This window comes from Erythrobacter sp. (genome assembly GCF_036351135.1).
GTDB lineage: Bacteria > Pseudomonadota > Alphaproteobacteria > Sphingomonadales > Sphingomonadaceae > Erythrobacter.
Genome location: NZ_JAZBON010000017.1, coordinates 86866 through 106209, shown reverse-complemented (window position 1 = coordinate 106209; position 19344 = coordinate 86866). Strand labels below are relative to the sequence as shown.

At 62.8% G+C, this 19344-nt stretch carries 21 protein-coding genes, 2 tRNA genes and 1 other RNA gene; 10 read left to right on the top strand and 14 right to left on the bottom strand.

The window, feature by feature from the left end; all coding sequences use genetic code 11:
- Nucleotides 1-22 precede the first annotated feature (22 nt).
- Both V2I30_RS05225 and thiE read right to left on the bottom strand, forming a co-directional pair.
- Nucleotides 23-592 carry a YdcF family protein gene (locus V2I30_RS05225; RefSeq protein ID WP_330661021.1) on the bottom strand — a complete coding sequence of 190 codons (570 nt, stop codon included), beginning with the start codon at nt 590-592 and terminating at the stop codon, nt 23-25.
- Nucleotides 589-1242 carry a thiamine phosphate synthase gene (gene thiE / locus V2I30_RS05220; RefSeq protein ID WP_330661020.1) on the bottom strand — a complete coding sequence of 218 codons (654 nt, stop codon included), beginning with the start codon at nt 1240-1242 and terminating at the stop codon, nt 589-591. Before thiE ends, V2I30_RS05225 begins: the two co-directional genes overlap by 4 nt.
- Nucleotides 1243-1376: 134 nt before the next feature.
- On the opposite strand from thiE, the gene V2I30_RS05215 reads away from it, so the two are divergent.
- A complete protein-coding gene (locus tag V2I30_RS05215; protein ID WP_330661019.1) occupies nt 1377-1787 on the top strand; it encodes a hypothetical protein in 411 nt (136 codons plus the stop codon).
- Between the two features lie 18 nt (nt 1788-1805).
- On the opposite strand, the gene V2I30_RS05210 is transcribed toward V2I30_RS05215, so the two are convergent.
- From V2I30_RS05210 to tkt, 6 genes are all read right to left on the bottom strand, one after another.
- Nucleotides 1806-2696 carry a fructose bisphosphate aldolase gene (locus V2I30_RS05210; protein ID WP_330661018.1) on the bottom strand — a complete coding sequence of 297 codons (891 nt, stop codon included), beginning with the start codon at nt 2694-2696 and terminating at the stop codon, nt 1806-1808.
- 128 nt (nt 2697-2824) lie between these two features.
- Entirely contained in the window at nt 2825-3295 is a 471-nt protein-coding gene (locus V2I30_RS05205; protein WP_330661017.1) for a PaaI family thioesterase, read from the bottom strand.
- A 23-nt stretch (nt 3296-3318) separates the two neighbouring features.
- Nucleotides 3319-3747, bottom strand: a complete 429-nt coding sequence (locus V2I30_RS05200; RefSeq protein WP_330661016.1) for a DUF4440 domain-containing protein — start codon at nt 3745-3747, stop codon at nt 3319-3321.
- Between the two features lie 2 nt (nt 3748-3749).
- Nucleotides 3750-4961: a phosphoglycerate kinase gene (locus V2I30_RS05195; RefSeq protein ID WP_330661015.1), complete on the bottom strand. Its 1212-nt coding sequence runs from the start codon at nt 4959-4961 to the stop codon at nt 3750-3752.
- Between the two features lie 22 nt (nt 4962-4983).
- Nucleotides 4984-5991, bottom strand: coding sequence for a type I glyceraldehyde-3-phosphate dehydrogenase (gap, locus tag V2I30_RS05190; RefSeq protein ID WP_330661014.1), 1008 nt, complete (start codon nt 5989-5991; stop codon nt 4984-4986).
- Between the two features lie 29 nt (nt 5992-6020).
- Nucleotides 6021-8018: a transketolase gene (tkt, locus tag V2I30_RS05185; protein ID WP_330661013.1), complete on the bottom strand. Its 1998-nt coding sequence runs from the start codon at nt 8016-8018 to the stop codon at nt 6021-6023.
- A 320-nt stretch (nt 8019-8338) separates the two neighbouring features.
- Between tkt and V2I30_RS05180 the strand changes: the two genes are divergently transcribed.
- From V2I30_RS05180 to V2I30_RS05160, 6 genes are all read left to right on the top strand, one after another.
- The gene (locus V2I30_RS05180; RefSeq protein WP_330661012.1) at nt 8339-8548 is read left to right on the top strand and encodes a hypothetical protein; all 210 of its coding nucleotides are present in this window, start codon (nt 8339-8341) and stop codon (nt 8546-8548) included.
- Entirely contained in the window at nt 8541-9110 is a 570-nt protein-coding gene (locus tag V2I30_RS05175; protein ID WP_330661011.1) for a hypothetical protein, read from the top strand. Before V2I30_RS05180 ends, V2I30_RS05175 begins: the two co-directional genes overlap by 8 nt.
- A gap of 70 nt (nt 9111-9180) precedes the next feature.
- A non-coding RNA gene (ssrS, locus tag V2I30_RS14910) (6S RNA) lies at nt 9181-9348 on the top strand.
- A 117-nt stretch (nt 9349-9465) separates the two neighbouring features.
- The gene (locus V2I30_RS05170; RefSeq protein WP_330661010.1) at nt 9466-10047 is read left to right on the top strand and encodes a 5-formyltetrahydrofolate cyclo-ligase; all 582 of its coding nucleotides are present in this window, start codon (nt 9466-9468) and stop codon (nt 10045-10047) included.
- Nucleotides 10047-10280 carry a DUF2842 domain-containing protein gene (locus tag V2I30_RS05165; protein ID WP_330661009.1) on the top strand — a complete coding sequence of 78 codons (234 nt, stop codon included), beginning with the start codon at nt 10047-10049 and terminating at the stop codon, nt 10278-10280. The genes V2I30_RS05170 and V2I30_RS05165 overlap by 1 nt, the downstream gene beginning before the upstream one ends.
- A 104-nt stretch (nt 10281-10384) precedes the next feature.
- Nucleotides 10385-11866: an MFS transporter gene (locus tag V2I30_RS05160; RefSeq protein WP_330661008.1), complete on the top strand. Its 1482-nt coding sequence runs from the start codon at nt 10385-10387 to the stop codon at nt 11864-11866.
- A gap of 58 nt (nt 11867-11924) precedes the next feature.
- On the opposite strand, the gene V2I30_RS05155 is transcribed toward V2I30_RS05160, so the two are convergent.
- The 5 genes from V2I30_RS05155 to thyA all read right to left on the bottom strand — a co-directional run bounded on the left by V2I30_RS05155 (nt 11925) and on the right by thyA (nt 16786).
- Nucleotides 11925-12001: transfer RNA gene (locus tag V2I30_RS05155), tRNA-Asp, on the bottom strand.
- Between the two features lie 92 nt (nt 12002-12093).
- A complete protein-coding gene (locus V2I30_RS05150) occupies nt 12094-13422 on the bottom strand; it encodes a dihydrolipoamide acetyltransferase family protein (protein ID WP_330661007.1) in 1329 nt (442 codons plus the stop codon).
- Nucleotides 13423-13427: 5 nt separating this feature from the next.
- Nucleotides 13428-14486 carry an alpha-ketoacid dehydrogenase subunit beta gene (locus V2I30_RS05145; protein WP_330661006.1) on the bottom strand — a complete coding sequence of 353 codons (1059 nt, stop codon included), beginning with the start codon at nt 14484-14486 and terminating at the stop codon, nt 13428-13430.
- Nucleotides 14483-15793 (bottom strand): 3-methyl-2-oxobutanoate dehydrogenase (2-methylpropanoyl-transferring) subunit alpha, encoded by a 1311-nt coding sequence (locus V2I30_RS05140; RefSeq protein ID WP_330661005.1) that lies wholly within the window; start codon nt 15791-15793, stop codon nt 14483-14485. The genes V2I30_RS05145 and V2I30_RS05140 overlap by 4 nt, the downstream gene beginning before the upstream one ends.
- A gap of 72 nt (nt 15794-15865) precedes the next feature.
- Nucleotides 15866-16786: a thymidylate synthase gene (gene thyA / locus V2I30_RS05135; protein ID WP_330661004.1), complete on the bottom strand. Its 921-nt coding sequence runs from the start codon at nt 16784-16786 to the stop codon at nt 15866-15868.
- A gap of 185 nt (nt 16787-16971) precedes the next feature.
- Between thyA and V2I30_RS05130 the strand changes: the two genes are divergently transcribed.
- From V2I30_RS05130 to V2I30_RS05120, 3 genes are all read left to right on the top strand, one after another.
- Nucleotides 16972-17427 (top strand): hypothetical protein, encoded by a 456-nt coding sequence (locus tag V2I30_RS05130; RefSeq protein WP_330661003.1) that lies wholly within the window; start codon nt 16972-16974, stop codon nt 17425-17427.
- A gap of 49 nt (nt 17428-17476) precedes the next feature.
- Nucleotides 17477-18688 (top strand): L,D-transpeptidase family protein, encoded by a 1212-nt coding sequence (locus V2I30_RS05125; protein ID WP_330661002.1) that lies wholly within the window; start codon nt 17477-17479, stop codon nt 18686-18688.
- 128 nt (nt 18689-18816) lie between these two features.
- Nucleotides 18817-18893 (top strand) — tRNA-Pro (locus V2I30_RS05120).
- Nucleotides 18894-18946: 53 nt separating this feature from the next.
- Here V2I30_RS05120 and V2I30_RS05115 read toward each other — a convergent pair.
- Nucleotides 18947-19333, bottom strand: a complete 387-nt coding sequence (locus tag V2I30_RS05115; RefSeq protein WP_330661001.1) for a hypothetical protein — start codon at nt 19331-19333, stop codon at nt 18947-18949.
- Between the last annotated feature and the right edge of the window lie 11 nt (nt 19334-19344).

The following is a 19344-nucleotide window of genomic DNA, read 5'->3' as shown; positions in this document are numbered from 1 at the left end:
ATTCGGCTCCCCCACAGGACTCTTATTGCTCGAACAGCCAGTAGTGATGGAGGAAATAGACCTCGCGCGCGAGGAAGGGCAGCCGCGTGCGCCAGCTGCGATAGCGGGAATAGGGCGTGGCGCTGGCGACAACGTCGATGCCCAGATCGTGCGCCATCATCACCGCGCGGCGCAGGTGCAGCGGATCGGAGACGATCAGCACCCGGCGATCCTCCGCGTTCAGTAAGGCCCGCGCTTCGATGAGATTCTGCCGCGTGGTATGCGAGCGTTCTTCGACGGCGATAGCATCAGCCGGAATATCTGCCGCTAAGGCCCTGCTGCGCGCAGCGGCGGCTTCGGAAGCGGTGTCTTCGTACGATCGGGCGCCGGTGAAGATCAGGCGCGAGACACGCCCCTCGCGATACAGATCTATCGCGTGATCGATCCGTGCGGCGAAGACCGGCGAGGGAACGTCGCCATCCACCGCGGCCCCGAGTACGATCGCAGCGTCGGCACGGCCACCCGCATCCTGCGGCGGACCGATCCAGACCCATACCGCGACGACAGTGAGCCATAGCCCCGCAAGTGCGGCGAGGCCCGCCGCCCATTTCATCGCAGTTTTGCCGCGAAAGCCTTGATTGCGGTGACTTCGTCGGCGCCTTCCCCGGCCCAATAGGGTGCGTTCCAAACCGCGCCCGACACCGCGAGGAAGTCCGCCCCCGCATCTGCCAACGGCGCGCAATTTTCAGGCGTGATGCCGCCGATCGCGACCACCGGAAGCTCGAACAGATGCGCCCACCATTCGATCAGCTCGGGCGTCGGACGTTCGGCATCGCCCTTGTTCTTCGTTGTGCTGTCGAAGAACGCACCGAAGGCGACATAGTCCGCCCCCGCCTCGCCCGCTTCCATCGCGAGATGTTTCGAGGCGTGGCAGGTCACGCCGATCTGCGCCTCCCGCCCAAGCGCCTCGCGTGCTTCGGCGGGATCGCCGTCGCCCTGGCCGAGGTGCACCCCGTCGGCGCGCAGCCGTTTCGCAAGCGGGATCGAATCGTTGACGATAAAGGCAATGTCCCGGCTCGCGCAGATCTCGTGCAAAGGTCCGGCGAGCCGTGCCGCCTCGTGCTGATCGACGTCCTTCACCCGGAATTGAAAGGCGGTGACCAGCCCTGTGCTTGCATTCAGCGCGCGTTCGAGGCGCGACGGGAAACTGCCGCCGGTCTCCGGCGGGGAAATAAGGTAGAGTTGGGTGTCGATATCGCTCATTCGTGCGCCTTAGCGTAAGGTTCTTTGCCGGGCCAACCGCGCGCTAATTGTCCGGCGGCGGGACAGGGGCGCGCGCGGCGTAGGCACGGCTGAGCGTATCCGTGCTATGGCGATGGTTGAAAGGACTTTCGATTATGCGCGTCCCCTCATCCCTTGCCGCCCTTTTGACGGTCACCGTGCTCGCCGCAGCACCGGTCGCCGCGCAAGAAGCGCGACAATTCGCAGCAGATCGGGTCACCGGCCTGCGTTTCTTCGAGCGTGCGCAGCTCGGACCCCATGAGCTCACCCCGTTCGGCGTCGTGCGCGACCAGCGCTGCGCCGATCCGCGCTTCTGCTACCGGCCCGAGGATATGCGCATTTCGATCATCCTGCACGAGCGTGCAATTCCGCGCGAAGTGGTTCTTCGCCTGGGGCAGCCGGTCGCGGTGCCCGGGGGCTATTACCTGCTGCGCGATCCGGGCACGCGGCCCCGCTTTCGCGGCGCGCTGAGCCTCGACGAATACGCGCTCGACATCGCCTTCATTCCGGAGCGTCGCGCGCGCTGACCGCGTCGTCAAAACGGCCTACTTGGCGAGGCTCGCATCGACGATCTTATCGATCGCAGCGGCCAGCGCACGGTCGAATTCCTCGTCCGACTGGTCGTAGCGCAAATCCTGCAGCAGCCCGCGCGAGAAACTGGCGATCATGCCGGGGTTCTTGCTGAGCTTCTCGCAAGCCTCGTCGGTCGAATAGCCGCCCGAGAGGGCAACGACGCGCAGCACATGCGGATGCTCGACCAGCGTGTTGTAATGGCCAGGCCGCTCGGGGATCGAAAGCTTGAGCATGACTTGCCTGCCTTCTGGCAGTGCGGCGAGCCCCTTCTGGATCTCGGCGAGCAGAATGTCCTCGCCCTGCGCCCGGTCGCCCGCGGTAATGTCGTATTCGGGCTCAAGAATCGGCATCAGCCCGGCATCGGCGATCCGGTTGCCGACCTCGAATTGCTGTGCGACGAGCCGGTTGATGCCGCCCTCGTTCGCAGACTTGATGACCGATCGCATCTTGGTGCCGAACATGCCGCGCGTCTTCGCTTTGGCAAGCAGGGCGTCGAGCTTATCCAGCTCCTTCATCAGCTGCACCCCGCCCGCCTCTTCGGCCAGTCCCTGATCGACCTTGATGAAGGGAACGATCCCACGGTCCTTCAATGCGTCCGCGGTCGAGCGTCCGTCGACTTCGCCGTCCATCGTCTTTTCGAACAGGATAGCGCCAATAACCTTGCCTTGGCCGAAACATGGCGCGGTGATGACCCGGCTCCGCATCGCGTGGATCGCGGCGAACATTTCGTCCTCGTTCGACCAGCTGGCATCGTCGACCCCATAGCCGCGCAGCGCCTTGGGCGTGGAGCCGCCGGACTGATCGAGCGCAGCGATGAAACCATTGCCATGAGCGATTTTGTCGGACATCTGTTCTTGGTTCATACGGACTGAGCTTCCTCGAATAGGGCGTTGTTACAATAGGGGATATGCTGCGCTCTACGCCTATGGTCGATGGCCCGCAACCGCCTGAAATTCGGTGCTCGGTACGACGTGCGCCCGGATACAAACAGCTAAGCGTCGGGCTGGCGGGCCGAAAATTTGCGGATGATGCCGGTGAAGCTCAGCGCTGGTGCCCCGTCGGCGGTGACGAGCCCACGCACGAAGATCGTCTTGCCTCCGCCCCGCGTGACTTCACCGCGCGCCTCGATTAGCGCGCCTCGCTCGACGACACCGAGGAAATCGCCTGATAAATTCACCGTTACGGCGTGCTCGCCCTGCCCCAATTCGTCATTTGCAATCGCGAACAGCGCGAAATCGGCGAAGGTCATAAGGCAGCCACCGTGAAGGAAGCCGCCACCGTTCATGTGACGATCACCGGCGCGAAAGGCACTTAAATAAGAACCGTCTTCTTCACGGCGCATGTAAAACGGACCTGAGCGGTTCTCATAAGGGTCGCCGTCCCAGAAGCGCCACCCCGAAAACTCTCCGTCCGGTTGTAAGGACATCGAGCCATAGCCTTCAGCAATATCGGTATCGCTCAATTGAATAGTCCTTCCCGCTTGCCCTATCGCCATAATTGCAGCGCGCGAAGGCGCGCGGAAAAGGAGCCGTCACCGCGCAGCGGCGCGAGGCTGCGCTCGACCAGTTGCCAGCGCCGCCGCAGCCGCCCCTTGCGCCAAAGATCGGTTATCAGAAAATGCCCCGTCCATTCGCGTCCGCCGACATCGAGCTCGAGTTGGACATCGCCCGAAAACCACACATTCGCGTCATATTGCCGCGCAGTCGTCTGATCGAAACGAAAGCCCGTGAGACGCAGTCCGCCTTCCGCGGCTGCGACGAGGCTGGGCCGATCGAGCAGGACCGGAGGTGTCGAACCAACGAGAATCAAGCCACCGCGTGCAATCTGCGTCTTGAGCGCCGACACATCGGCGTGCATCCAGGCCTTCATCAACGCATTTTCGCGGGCCAGGAACTCGGCGTCGAGATCGGCCATGATCAGTCGTCCGCTTTTTCCAGCGCGGCGACGCCCGGCAGGCGCTTGCCCTCCATCCATTCGAGAAACGCGCCGCCGGCAGCCGAAACGTAGGTAAGGTCGCCGGTCACTCCCGCCTGCGAAAGGGCTGCGACGGTATCTCCACCGCCTGCGACGCTAGTCAGCGAACCTTCCTGCGTCAGCGCGGCGACATGGTGGGCGAGCGCTATCGTCGCCGCGTCGAAGGGCGGGGTTTCGAAGGCACCGAGCGGGCCGTTCCAGATCAGCGTGCGGCAAGTCTTCAGCACGTCGGCCAGCGCCTCGGTCGCCTGAGGGCCGATGTCGAGGATCATCTCATCCGGCCGCACCTCGTGCACATTGCTGGTGCGCAAAGATGGCGGGTTCGCTTCGAATTTCTCCGCGACCAGCACGTCATAGGGTAGGTGCACCGTGCAGCCGGCGTGATCGGCCTCGTCGAGGATGCGGGTGACCGTGTCGGCCAGATCGTGCTCGCAAAGCGACTTGCCCACATTGACCCCGCGCGCGGCGAGAAAGGTGTTGGCCATGCCGCCGCCGATCACGAGATGCTGGACGCGGCTGACAAGGTTTTCGAGCACATCGAGCTTGGTCGAGACCTTGGCCCCGCCCACGATCGCGGCGACCGGGGTTTCGGGATTGCCAAGCGCCGCATCGAGCGCTTCCAGCTCGGCCGCCATGGCGCGGCCGGCATAGGCGGGTAAATGATGGGCGATCCCCTCAGTCGAAGCATGAGCGCGGTGTACGGCCGAGAAGGCGTCGTTGATGTAAAAGTCGCCATGCGACGCGATCGCTTTCGCGAAGTTGGGATCGTTTTCGGTCTCGCCCGGCCAGAAGCGGGTGTTTTCTAGGAGACCGATGTCGCCCGCGCGCAAGATTCCGAGCGCCTGTTCGACCACCGGACCCGCGACTTCGGGGATGAACATGATTTCCTTGCCGAGAACCTTTTCGACGTCGCCCTGGATAAAGCTGGTCGACATGGTCGAATGCCGCTTGCCCCCGGGTCGCCCGTAATGGGCGAGGAGCAGAACCTTCGCCCCTTTCTCGCACAATTCGAGGACAGTCGGCTTGACCGCCTCGACCCGGGTGACATCCGTGGCCGACCCGTCCTTCATCGGCAGGTTGAGATCTACCCTGACCAGCGCAACCTTTCCGGTCAGGTCGCCGGGCAGGTCGTCGAGGGTGCGGAATTGGGTCACGACGAAACTCCGGGCCTGCCTTTCAAAGCAGCTTCGCCATCGCGCCGGCGGTGTCGATCATGCGATTGGAGAAGCCCCATTCGTTGTCGTACCAGCTGACCACGCGTGCGAGCTTGCCATCCATGACGCTCGTCTCGAGGCTATCAACCGTGGAGCTTGCGGGCTGGTGGTTGAAGTCGCTCGAGACCAGCGGCTGATCGGTATAGTCGAGCACCCCCTTCATCGGCCCTTCGGCGGCCTTCTTCAGCGCCGCATTGAGTTCGTCCGCATCCGTGTCGCGGCCGGGCTGAAACACGAGATCGACGAGACTGACATTGGGCGTCGGCACCCGGACGCTAGACCCGTCGAGCTTGCCGTCCAACTCTGGAAGAACCAGACCGACCGCGCGTGCGGCGCCGGTTGTGGTTGGGATGATGTTTGCCGCACCGGCGCGCGCGCGGCGCAGGTCCTTGTGCACCTGATCGAGCATGCGCTGATCGTTGGTGTAGGAATGAATCGTCGTCATGAAGCCGCGCTCGATCCCCACCGTGTCGTTCAGAACCTTGGCGATCGGCGCGAGGCAATTCGTCGTGCAGCTCGCATTCGAGACGACGTCATCGGCAGCCGTCAGCGTCTCGTGATTGACGCCGTAAACGATGGTCTTGGATACACCCTTGGCCGGAGCCGAGATCAGCACCCGCTTCGCACCTGCGCTGATATGCGGACGGGCGGCCTCGTCGGACTGGAAGAAACCGGTGCATTCGAGCACGATGTCGACGCCCATGTCGCTATGCGGCAACTTGCCCGGTTCGCGTTCGGCGGTGACCCTGATCGTTCGGCCGTCGACCTCGATCGCATCGTCCGCAGCGCTCACATTGCCGGCGAAGCGGCCATGGATCGAATCGTGCGCAAACAGCAGCGCATTGGCCTTCGCGTCGGCAAGATCGTTGATCGCGACCAGTTCGAAATCATGGTCGGACCGCTCGAGCAATGCGCGTGCGACCAGGCGTCCGATGCGCCCGAATCCGTTGATGGCAACCTTCGTGGCCATGGATTTGTCTCCTCAGTCTGTCTTGTGTTCTAGTCTTTTAGCGCGTCTCGGATCTGCGGGACGATCGCCTCAGCGGTGAAACCAAAGTGGGCGAAGAGGTCCGCCGCCGGGGCCGATGCGCCGTAGCTGTCGATGCCGATATTGAGTCCGTCTCGACCGGTATATCGCTCCCAACCGAGCGTCGCGCCGGCCTCTATCGAGACGAGCAACGCATCTCGCGGGAGCAGATCCGATCTGTAGCTCTCGTCCTGGGCGTCGAACAGCTCGAGACAGGGCATCGAGACGACATCGGCGCCTATCCCGTCTTTCTCGAGAGCTTCGGCGCAAGCATCGGCAAGCGCCACTTCGCTGCCGGTAGCGAGAAGTACGACGCGGCGGGCCAGCGCGGAGGCGCGCAGGCGGTAGGCGCCGCGTGCGCAGCGGTTCTTGTCGGCGCTCCATTCCGCATCGCCATCGCCGCGCAATTGCGGCAACCCCTGTCGCGACAACGCCAGGATCGCAGGCGTATCCGAGGTGGAGAGCGCCAACTGCCAGCATTCGGCGGTCTCGATCGTATCGCACGGCCGATAGACATTGAGATTGGGCATAAGGCGCAAGCTCATCAGCTGCTCAACAGGCTGATGGGTCGGACCGTCCTCGCCAAGTCCGATCGAATCATGTGTCATCACGTAAACAACATTTGCCTTTTGCAATGCGGAAAGCCGGATCGCGTTGCGGCAATAGTCCGAGAATATCAGGAAAGTCCCGCCATATGGCGCGATCCCGCCATGCAGCGCCATGCCGTTCATCGCCGCCGCCATGCCGAACTCGCGGATCCCGTAGTAAATGTAACGGCCGGCATAATCGTCTGCCGTCATCGGTTCGGTGAAGGCGGTCTTCGTGTTGTTGGATCCGGTGAGATCGGCCGAACCGCCGATCAGCTGCGGCAAGGCTTCGGTAAGGGGGCCGAGCGCCATCTCGCTCGCCTTGCGGGTTGCCACCTTGGATGGGTCGGCGGCCAGCGCGCGGATATGCCCTTGCAGCGCGGCAGCAGTGTGTTCGGCCACGCCTTCCATTCGCTGTTCGAAAGCGTCGCGATCTTCCGAACCGTCGAGCCGCACCTGCCATTCCGCTTGTGCGCTGCGCCCGCGATCGCCTGTCGAACGCCAATCGGTAAGGATCGCATTCGGTATCTCGAACGGCTTCGCGTCCCAGTCGAGCATTCGGCGCGCCGCGGCCACTTCTTCCGCCCCGAGCGGAGAGCCATGGGTGGCACTGGTGCCTTGCTTGTTGGGAGCGCCCTTGCCGATGATCGTATTGCAGGCGACGAGCGAGGGACGGTCATCTTCCTTCGCCTCTTTCAGCGCGCGGTGGATATCATCGAAATCGTGCCCGTCACAGTTCACGACATGCCATCCGGTCGCCTCGTAGCGCGCGCGGATGTTCTCGCTGGTGGAGAGATCGGTGGTGCCGTCGATGGTGATCGAGTTGTCATCCCAGAGCACGATAAGCCGGCCCAGATTGAGATGCCCGGCGAGCCCGATCGCTTCGTGGTTCACGCCCTCCATCAGGCATCCGTCGCCGGCGATCACCCAGGTGCGATGATCGACGAGATCGCGGCCGAACTCTGCATTCAGATGCCGTTCCGCGATCGCCATGCCGACCGCCATGGCAAGTCCCTGGCCCAACGGACCGGTGGTGCATTCGACGCCTTCGAGCAGGAAGTTTTCCGGGTGCCCCGCACAAGGGCTTCCGAGCTGGCGAAAATTGCGGATGTCGTCCATCGTCGGCCGGGCATAGCCGGACAGATGAAGCAGTGCGTAGAGCAGCATCGAGCCGTGACCCGCCGACAGGACGAATCGATCCCGGTCGTCCCAATCGGGGCGGCTGGGGTCGAATTTCAGGTGCCGGTCGAACAGAATGGTCGCGACGTCGGCCATCCCCATCGGCATGCCCGGATGGCCAGAATTGGCCGCTTGCACCGCGTCCATCGACAGGGCGCGAATGGCATTTGCCATCGGCTGGAGACGGTCGGGATCGATGCTCATGTCGTGTCTAACTGCTCCTGCTGGAATGCGGGGCGACCGGTGGGCCGCGCAGCGATCGGGCGCTGCACGCTGGCTGCGCCATCAAGTCGAGTCGAACCCGAAGTCGCGGCAGCGCCTGCCATTGCCGAGCCGCCGGTAGAGGTCAACAACTTGGCGCGCCCGTCCGGCAATGGTTGCGCTGCGGCTTTGATGAATCGGTTGGCCACGTTGGCAGCACAACTGGACAGAACACTTATCAACAGGCAGCGCCAAACCTTTGCGAATGGCAGGAAAACGGGTATTTCGAAGCGGCGATGAGCGCGTCCCGGATAGAGACTGCGATGTCCCGCCTGAAGGCCGCGGTCGAGCGGATCGATGCGGCGCGTCTCGATCTGAGTGCGGAGCGGGCCGAAACCGGGCACGAAGCGCGAGCCGATACCGGTTCGGACCGCGTTCTCGCGCTCGTCAATGCGCATGAAAGATTACGCGAAGAAGTCGCTGATACGATTGGCGAAATCGATACGCTGATCGAGGAGCTTTCCGGTGAGTGACGTGCGCATCGCCGTTGGCCCGCGCAAATATGCGATCGCCTGCGCGCCCGAAGATGCGGACAAGGTGCGTCGCCTGGGCGAGGTTATCGACGCGCATTACGCAAAGCTCGGTCCGATGCGCGCGGCGCAGGAAGCCGACAATCTGGTGCTGGCCGCCCTATTCCTCGCCGACGAACTGGACGAAGCACGGACGCAGGCAAGGGAGGCGGATGTCGCGCTGGGAGAGGCGCGCAGCGAAGCCGAACAGGCGTGTAATGACGCCGCCAACGCGCAGCGCCGGGCCGAGACCCGGTTGCGCGAAGCACGCGAAAAATCGGGGAACGGCCGCGCCGAACTTCATGCCGAAATTGAAACTCTGCGCAAGGCCGAGGAACACGCCCGCAGGGAAAACGCGCGTCTCAAGAGCGAAATTGCCGAGCTAAAAGAGGCCGCCCGCCACCAGCACGACCTGTTCGGCGGTCCCGGCGAAAGCGAAGCGCATTCCGACGCGCTCGCCGAAACGCTCGAAAAGCTCGCATTGCGCGCCGAGGCGGCGGCAAAAGCGCTAGAAGGACGTCGCTGAACTCCGCCGCCACGCCCCCTCAGCCGCCATGGCTTGAAGCAGGTGCGCACACCCACTAAATCCCTTTACGGCGGGGCTGCCCGGCACGAGCCAAAGAACATCCCTGAGGCTATAAGCAATCCTAGGGAGCTGTCCCTGTCCTGGTCTACCGGTTCGGCCGTGGGACCGGGATATACGGCGCCCACCTGACGTTTAGGCGTCAGAGGATTTCGCGGCACCGACCCATGGTGGTCCCGTCATTTTTCTTCGCTCACCTATGGGGGCGAGCGTCCTCGCCTCAGGGACAGCCAACCGGCCATACGGTCCATTAGGACCGTTCTCTGGCTCCCTCATCGCGAGCATAGCGAAGCAGTTCATGGACCAAGCCACCACCAAGCGCGACCTTCGCAAAACCCTGCGCGACGCCCGGCGCGAGCATGTGGCCGCGCAGCCTGACGCCATTCGCGCACTCCTGTTTCATCGCCCTCCAGCGCCGCTCCTTGCGCGCATCGGCGACGAGACGGTGATTGGCCTATATAGCGCGACCGAAAGCGAAGCGCCCGCCGGCGGGTATGCCAGGTTCTTTCATGAGGCCGGACACACCATTGCCCTCCCCCATTTCGCTGGTGCAGGCGCTGCGATGACCTTTCGCCGGCACACCGATCCGCATGGAGAAACCGACCTTGAGCCAGGGCCCTTTGGTATAGCTCAACCGCACGCGGCCGCACCCGACATCCTGCCCGACATTCTCTTCGTACCTCTTCTCGGCTTCACTGCGGAGCTTCACAGGCTGGGTCAGGGCGGCGGGCATTACGACCGCTGGCTGGCAGAGCACCCAGGTAGACTAGCGATCGGACTGGCATGGGATGTGCAATGCTACGATCATCTTCCAAAAGAACCCCATGACATCGCGCTCGACGCAGTTGTCACCCCGACACGAATTTACGGATTGAACTGATGCGCGAAACCCCGACCTGGCGAATTCCGATCGGCATTATCGGCCTTTTTGTGGGGCTGATCGTTTACGGCGTGCTCATCGCCGTCACTCTGGCGGATTCACTGCGCAGTTGGCCGTGGTGGGCGCAGACGATCGTCTATCTCGTCCTCGGCCTTGTCTGGCTCCTGCCGCTCAAGCGTTTCCTGATCTGGATGGAAACCGGACGTTGGTCGCCGCCGCCCAAAAGCGATTGAGGTCCGGGAACCGCGCGTCTCCCATCATCCTTTCGGCATTGCTTATTGCCAGTCCCTAACGCGGCACCTAGCCTTGCCTTGGCGCGAGGAGAGGGAGAGGCACGATGGCAAGCCTGGCCGGAAAGGGTACAGAGCCACCACCCCCTGTATCTCGCAGCGCGTCCGATGAGGCTTCTCCAAATCCGCCCCCGCCCACCCTCGGCCTGAAGCTGGCGCACGGTTTCGGCGCGTCGGCGCTGGGCATCAAGGAAGGGGGCTTCAACTACTTTCTCCTCCTGTTCTACGGTACGGTGATCGGGCTCGAACCGGGTCTGGTGGGCCTTGCTATCCTGATTGCGCTGATATTCGACGCGGTCTCCGACCCGCTGATGGGTTACTGGTCGGACAATTTCCGCTCGCGCCTCGGCCGCCGCCACCCCTTCATGTATGCGGCCGCCATTCCCGTAGGCATGACATATTTCCTGCTCTGGAACCCGCCCGATCTCGGCCAGACAGGGCTCTTCCTTTATCTCACCCTTCTCGCGATCCTGATACGCACCTTCATCACCGCCTATGAAACGCCGTCTTCGGCGCTCCTTCCCGAATTGTCGCGCGATTACGAAGAGCGCACCAGCCTCCAGTCCTTCCGACTGTTCTTCGGCTGGGCGGGCGGCAATCTGATGAGCGTCGTGATGTTCGGTGTGTTGCTGACTGGGCCGCTGGGCATGCGCGACCGCGAGGGGTTCGAGACTTACGGCATCATCGCCAGCATCGTCATGTTCCTGGCAATCATAGTTTCGGCGATGGTGACCCACCGGCGCATCCCGACACTCAGCACACCGCCAGCGCGGACCGAACCCTTCCGCCTTGCTCGTATTTTTCGCGAGATGTTCGAGACCCTGAGCGAGAGAAGCTTTATCGCGCTTTTCATCGCTACCGTGATCTTCTCGGTCGCGCTCGGGCTCAACACCTCACTCGCCTTTCTGATGCTCAACTATTTCTGGGGCCTGTCGGAAGAGCAGATCTTCATCTGGACATCGACAGTCTTCTTCTCCGCCGGCCTAGCTCTCATCATCGCGCCCATTGTCGGACGTAAGCTGGGCAAGAAGCGGGCGACGATCCTCCTTGGGCTTCTCGCCTTCACCATCCAGCCGGCGCCCTATCTGTTGCGGCTCGTCGGGCTGATGCCCGAAAATGGCGATCCGGTCCTGTTTCCCTTGCTGCTCGGCATAAACCTGATCGATCTAGCGCTGATCATCGCGGTTCAGATGCTGTCCTATGCAATGATCGCGGATCTCGTCGAATCGAATCAGGTCAAGACGGGACGCCGCAGCGAAGGCGTCTATTATGCCGCCATGACCTTCACCCGAAAGACGACGCAGGGGCTCGGCGTGTTGAGCGCCGGGCTGATCCTGTCGCTTATCTCCTTTCCGCAAGGCGCAGAACTCTCGCAGGTGCCCGAAGAGACACTGTGGTGGCTGGGCGCCGCCTACGCACCGTCGCTACTGGTCTTGTGGATGGCGGCGCTGTTCTGTCTGTCGCGTTACAAGATCGACAAGGCACAGCACGAGGCGAACCTCGCCGCGCTTGCCGAACGCGCCCAATGATGGACACAGCCGTTTCCGGGAGTGCAATCCGACGTGCATTTTGAAGGAAGGTCCCAAGTGGCGCGAGTGACGGGACTCGAACCCGCGACCCTCGGCGTGACAGGCCGATACTCTAACCAACTGAGCTACACCCGCGCATATTTGGCGGTCAGCGCCTCTTGGGAGCCGCGCAGATAGGAGCGTTGGCAGAGGGTGTCAACGGCCCTTTTGCGCGGCGCTTGATAACTTCAGTCCGAAAGCAGCAGGACGGGCATTTCGATCAGCTTTTTCATCTCCTGGATGAAGAGCGCGGCATCATATCCATCGACCACACGGTGGTCGCAGCTGATCGAAATATTCATGAGCTTACGCTTTTCGATGCGTTCTCCGCCCTGCCCGTCGGTGACGAACATCGGGCGCTCGATGATGCGGTTCGGGCCGATGATGGCGACCTCGGGACGATTGATGACCGGCGTCGTCGCCACGCCGCCCAAGGGCCCCAGGGAGGTAACCGTGAGTGTCGAACCCGACAGCTCTTCCGACTTTGCCGAACCGTCGCGCGCGGCTTCGGCGAGACGGCCGATCTCGCTCGCAAGCTGCCACAGATTACGCCCTTGCGCGTCACGTATCACAGGCACCATCAGGCCGTTATCGGTCTGCGTCGCCATGCCGAGATGCACCGCGCCGTGCCGGGTCACAACATTCGCCTCATCGTCGTAGCGGGCATTGATCATCGGAAAATCGGGCACCAGCTTGCAGATCGCGGTGATCAGCAGGGGCAGCATCGTGAGCTTTGGTTTGGACCCGCGCGCGCTATTCAGATCCGCACGCATTGCTTCCATCGCGGTGACGTCGCATTCCTCGACATAGGTGAAGTGCGGAATGTGGCGCTTGGCGGCGCTCATATTCTGCGCGATGCGCTTTCGCAGACCGATGACCTTGATCGCCTCGTTTTCGCGTGCCCGGCCCGCTGGCGAGAAACCGCCGCCGGAATTGTAGGCGAGAAACTGATCGAGATCACCGTGGCGCACACGTCCGTCTTCGGCGGGCTTCACTTCGGCGAGATCGACGCCCAAATCTTTCGCGCGCTTGCGCACGGCGGGAGAGGCCAAGACTTTCGCAGCCGGGGACGGGGAGGGTGCGGGCTCGGTCGGCTGGGCCGGAGCCGGCTCGGGGTCCGCTGCCATCGCGTCGTCAGCATCCGACGAATCAGAGTTCTCGACCTCGATCCGCTCTTCCGTCGCCTTGCTCATCGGCGAATCGACGGGTTCGTCCGTCGTGTGGGCGTCATCCCCCGCTTCGGCATCCCCCTCATCGGCATCCTCAGGCACCTCACCCTCGACCTCGATCACAAGCAACATCGAGCCGACCGCGATCACATCGCCGACCTCGCCCGCGACCTCGGTAACTTTGCCATCGACCGGACTTTCAATGTCGATCGTCGCCTTGTCGGTCATGACATCGACGAGGTGCTGATCTTCGGAGACGGCATCGCCGACCTTGACGTGCCATTCGACCAGCTCCGCCTCGGCGACGCCCTCACCCACATCGGGCATGTTGAACGTGAACTTGGCCATTCGTGTCAGTCCTTCAGAATTTCGTCGAGCGCTTCGCCGATGCGGACAGGGCCGGGGAAGTAGGCCCATTCGAGGCTGTGCGGATAGGGAGTGTCGAAACCGGTCACTCGCTCGACCGGCGCTTCGAGATGGTAGAAGCAGCGCTCGGTCACAAGCGCTGACAGTTCCGCGCCGAAGCCGCTGGTGCGCGTCGCTTCGTGGACGATCAGGCAGCGCCCGGTCTTCTTCACCGACGCCTCAATCGCTTCAATGTCGAGCGGAACGAGCGTGCGCAGATCGAGGATCTCCGCCGCTACGCCCTTCTGCTCGCACACCGCCTTGGCCACATGCACCATCGTGCCATAGGTCAGGATGGTGAGCGCATCACCATCGGTCACCACCCGCGCTTTGCCGAGCGGGATGCGGTAATAGCCTTCCGGCACCTCGGCATCGGCATGTTTCTTCCAGGGTTCGACGGGCTTGTCGTAATACCCGGAAAACGGGCCGTTATAGATGCGCTTGGGTTCGAAGAAGATAACCGGATCGTTGTCCTCGATCGCGGCGATCAGCAGGCCCTTGGCATCGTGTGGAGTCGAGGGGATCACCGTTTTCAAACCGGCGACATGGGCGAAGATGCTTTCCGGGCTTTGCGAATGTGTCTGTCCGCCGAAAATGCCTCCGCCGAAGGGCGAGCGAACGGTCAACGGAGCGATATATTCCGTTGCCGAGCGATAGCGCAGCCGCGCTGCTTCGCTGATCAACTGGTCGAGGCCGGGATAGATGTAATCGGCGAACTGGATTTCAGGCACGGGGCGAAGGCCGTACGCGCCCATGCCGACCGCGACGCCGATAATCCCGCATTCGCTGATTGGCGTATCGAAGACGCGCGTCTTGCCGTGCTTTTCCTGAAGCCCTGCGGTGCAGCGGAACACGCCGCCGAAATAGCCGACATCCTCGCCCATCACGATGACGTCGTCGTCGCGCCCCAGCATGATGTCGAGCGCTTCGTTGATCGCTTCGATCATGTTGATGCGGCGTCCGCTTTCCGCCTGCGCGGCCGGTTCGGTCTTGGCTTCGGCGTTCATTCCCACGGCCTTTCTTCGCCGAATTTGGTCTTGCGCTCGTGCATGGCCTGTTCGGCCTGTTCCTTGAGATGCCAGGGCAGCTCTTCGTACACATCTTCGAACATCGTGCGGAACGGGTGGTGCAGGCCGTGGCCGAGAATTCCGTTCTTTTCGGCTTGCTTAGTGGTGGCCTTGACCTCTTCGGCACAGCGGCGGTCCATTTCTGCCTGCCGGTCCTCATCCCATTCCCCAATCTCGATGAGGTGACGTTTCAGGCGCATCACTGGATCGCCAAGCGGCCATTCCTCGCGTTCCTGCGCACTGCGATAGCCGCTGGGGTCGTCCGACGTGGAATGGCCCTCGGCGCGGTATGTGAAGAATTCGATCAGGGTTGGACCTTGGTTTGCCCGGGCCCGGTTCGCGGCCCATTGCTGTGCGGCATAGCAGGCCAGCGCATCGTTGCCGTCGACTCTCAGCCCTGCGAGCCCGTAACCCAGCGCGCGCGCGGCGAAGGTGGTGCGTTCGGCACCGGCGAACCCGCTGAAGCTCGAGATCGCCCACTGATTGTTGATGACGTTGAGGATGACCGGCGCGTTGTAAACGGTCGCGAAGGTGCAGGCGGAGTGGAAGTCGCCTTCCGCAGTCGACCCCTCGCCCACCCAGGTCGCCGCGATCCGGCTGTCGCCCTTGATCGCGCTCGCCATTGCCCAGCCTACCGCCTGAGGGGTCTGCGTCGCCAGATTGCCGGAGATCGAGAAGAACGAATGCTCGCGACTCGAATACATGATCGGCAGCTGCCGGCCCTTCAGCTTGTCGCCCTTGTTCGAGTAGATCTGGTTGATCATCTCGATCAGCGGGTAGCCGCGCGCGATCAAGATGCCCTGCTGACGGTAGCTCGGAAACACCATGTCGTCCGATGCCAGCGCCATGGAGGCGGCCACCGAAGTTGCCTCCTCCCCGGTGCATTTCATGTAAAAGCTGGTCTTACCCTGCCGTTGCCCGCGAAACATGCGCTCGTCGAAAGCGCGCACCATGGCCATATGGCCGAGCATCTTGCGCAAGGTATCGGCATCGAGCTTCGGGTCCCACGGACCGTGCGCGCGGTTATCATCGCCGAGCACCCGTACCAGACCGTAGGCAAGCTCTTTCATCGACGCGGGGTCGGCGCTTTCGTCTGGGCGCGGCTGTGCGCCCGGCTCCCCAATATCGATGTCGCCGAAATCCACCGGATCGCCGGGCCGATATTTCGGCTCGGGCACATGCAGGGCGAGCGCGGGACGATTGTCTCCGGCGGCGCTTTTTGGGGACGGTTCGGCCGGATCGACCATAGGCTTGCTCTCCCAGCGTTGGATGCGCTGGCTCGCCTATGTCAGCGCATGGGGCCGGTCAAGCGCCGGACCTTACACCGCAACGGGCGCGCGGATCGGGCTTTGCGGCGCGTAATCATGCACCTCGAAATCGCCGATCTCGTAATCGAAAATTGTTTCCGGCTTCCGATTGATCGTCAGCGTTGGATGGCCCGAGGGAACGCGCGATAATTGCTCGGCGATGAGATGTTCGTGATTGAGATAGAGGTGCACATCGCCTCCCATCCACACGAGTTCGCCCGGTTCATACCCCGTTTGCTGAGCCATCATCCGCGTGAGCAGAGCGGCCGACCACAGATTGAACGGCAGGCCGAGCGCAACGTCGCATGAGCGCTGATAAAGGACGCAGTTCAACCGGTCCCCGGCGACGTGGAACTGATAGGTCTTGTGACACGGCGGCAGCGCCATATTATCCAGCTGTGCGACGTTCCACCCCTCGATGATGTGACGGCGGCTGCCGGGATTGCTCCGCAGGCTCTCGACCACCTCGCGCACCTGGTTCACCCCCGGCCCGCGCTCGTAAAGCCCATCCGCGCGCCGTTCGTAAGTCGGCCAATCGACCCATTGTTTGCCATAGACCGGCCCGAGATCGCCCCAGCGCTGCGCAAATGCCTCGTCCTCGGCGATCCGCGCCACAAAAGTCTCGAGCGCGATGTCCTCGCCGGTTTCGCGCACAAAGCGGGCGTGCGGCCACTCGTTCCAGATCTTCACCCCTTGGAGCACGAGCGGGCGAATATTGGTCTCGCCGGTCAGGAACCAGAGTATCTCGCGGGTCGCCGTCTTCCAGTAGACGCGCTTCGTCGTCAGCAGCGGCATGGCGCCGTCGCCCAGATCGTATCGCAGCATTGCACCGGCGACTGAGCGCGTGCCGATCCCGGTGCGATCCACGCGCTCGCTGCCGGTCTCCCAGACGGTGCGCATGAGGGCGAGATATTGCTCTTCGGGGTGGGCCATCGGGAGCGTTGCTAAACCGTTTGAGCCACCCTCGCCAGCCCAACGATCCGTCGTTCGCTCAGCGCGGTTCGTCGTGGCGTGTCCGGGGGAAACGCCCTGTTTACCGGGGTTTATCTCGGAACTCCGACACAGTCCCTCCGTTGGAATGGGTGTAACTTTCAACAAGGAAAACTGGAGAACCATCCATGAGAACCGCACTGATTGCAGCCGCTGCCATCGCCCTCCCCGCCGCCCCGGCCATCGCCCAGGACATGGACGTCGATGTCGACAGCGACGACGATTATGTAACCTACTCTGACACCGACGGCAGCTACGAGCTGCAAGAGGAGCAGACCGCAACTTTCCGGTCTTCGGACGGTATGGAAGAGGAAATCACGTTCCGCACCGACGGCACCGCCGACATTCGTGAAATGAACGGGACCATGCGTCAGGCGCGCTACGAAATCACCGGCGACCGCTTCTGCATCGATGAGGAAGACGATATGCTCGATCGCTGCTATGGCTACAATTCGAGCCTGTTTGATGGTTCGACCTATCGCGTCACCGACACGCGCGGCATGATCAGTGATGTGACGTTCGATCGCGAAAGCGAAGACACCGATCGCCGCTATCTGTCGGCGCGCTACGGCGAACGCGGATAATCACAACGTGACAGCATTTATCGCCCGATCGATCGGGGCAGCGACATGCGTGTTGCTGCCCCTTTTGTCGTCCCCGGTCGCGGCGGAGGCACCGGCAAGTCCTGCGTCTGCCGCGCTTGCGCCGCCGATTGCGATCGAAGAGGTCGCCGGGAACGAGAGCGAGATGCACTATGTCGATCCGCAACTTCGCCCCTATCCGGGCGGCGAAGCTGAAAACCACAATTTTCTGGTCGATCGGCTGATCGCCGCAAAAGAGACTTACGCGGACAATTATGCCGACCTGCCGCAAACCCACCTCGAATACGAGCGCGAGCTGACTCGCGGAATGCGTGGCGGCGATGTTGCCGCGCTGCGCGCTCGGTTGGGCCTTGGAGCTGGAGACCGGTTCGATGAAGCGCTCGGTGAAGCGGTTTCCCGGTATCGCGATCTCCACGGCCTTGAGGCAGGCAATACAGCCGACCGTGAACTGATCGACTCGCTCAATCGCGGCGCGGCGCATTACCTTGCCCTTCTCGATCGCAATATCGAGCGCGCCCGAGCGATCCCGCAAGACCTGCCCGCCCGCTTCGTCTTCGTCGACGTCGCCGCGCAGCGCCTTTCGATGTTCGATGGGGAGCGCGAAGTCGATGCGATGAAGGCGATCGTCGGAAAGCGCGCCATGCCTACCCCCGCACTTGCCGCCTATATCCGGCGGGCCGAGGTCAATCCCTACTGGAACCTGCCCTCAGACCTTATCCAGACCGGCGTCGCCCGCCGCGCCGCGGCGCAAGGCGCGGGCTATCTGCGGCGCGCCGGCTATCAGGTTCTTTCCGATTACAACGAGGATGCGAGACTGCTCGACCCGCGCGGGGTCGATTGGCGCGCGGTGATGCAAGGCGAGGACGACGTTCGCGTCGTCCAGAAGCCGGGCCCGTACAACGCAATGGGCGATGTGAAGTTCATGTTTCCCAACCACCTTGGGATCTATCTCCACGATACGCCGCACACCCAGCTGTTCGATCGAGACAGCCGACTGTTCAGCGCCGGCTGCGTCCGGCTGGAGGATGCGGCCCGGCTCGGTCGCTGGCTGTTCGGCTCGGACGTCGTCTCCAGCAGCGAGGATCCCGCGCACGAGGTTCCGCTAGCCGAACCCGTGGCGCTTTTCATTACTTATCTTACGGCCTGGCCCGAAGAGAATGGGCGCGTGTTCCGCCCCGACATTTACGGCCGCGACGCGGTGGATGACGAGGGCGCACCGATGCGGATCGCCGCGGCGGGCTGAACCTCAATTCTTTCCTTCGATTTGTCGTCTTGCCAGCCACCCGGCAGGAACCTATAGGCACGCGCCTTGTCCCTCTCCGCAGGGGCATTCGTCCGGGCTGTTCTACATGGCAGCGGACGCGATACGGTCGGGGAGTAGCTCAGCCTGGTAGAGCACTGTCTTCGGGAGGCAGGGGCCGGAGGTTCGAATCCTCTCTCCCCGACCATTTTCGAATAAAAAGTCGGTTCAGGGTGTTGCCGACCGTTCGTGCGCCCCGGCTCAAACCGGCGGCGCGGTCAATCCCCATAGTTTCATCACGCTCGCCTGCACCACCATCGCGACCAGCCAGTAAGCGCATGCCGAAACCGTCCGCGACACGCTCACGCCGCTGATAAGCAAGGTTACTCCCAACGCCGGCAGCACGAAGCCGGCCCAGATCACCAGCGCGCTTCCCACCGCCATCGTCCATGCGCTCGCCTGCGGCGGTGCGAGGATGAGGGCGCCCGCCAGGATCGCCGCGCACCAGAACAGCGCGAGCGCGCTAACGATAAGCGTGCCCGCGCCCGGCAAGCTGCGACCCGACACGCGCAGCCACACAGCGCCGATAGCCAGCGCCGCCAAGGTCGCAAGCAGAATGGCGGCGATATTTTCGAGAATGTAGATCATATGTGAGGGCC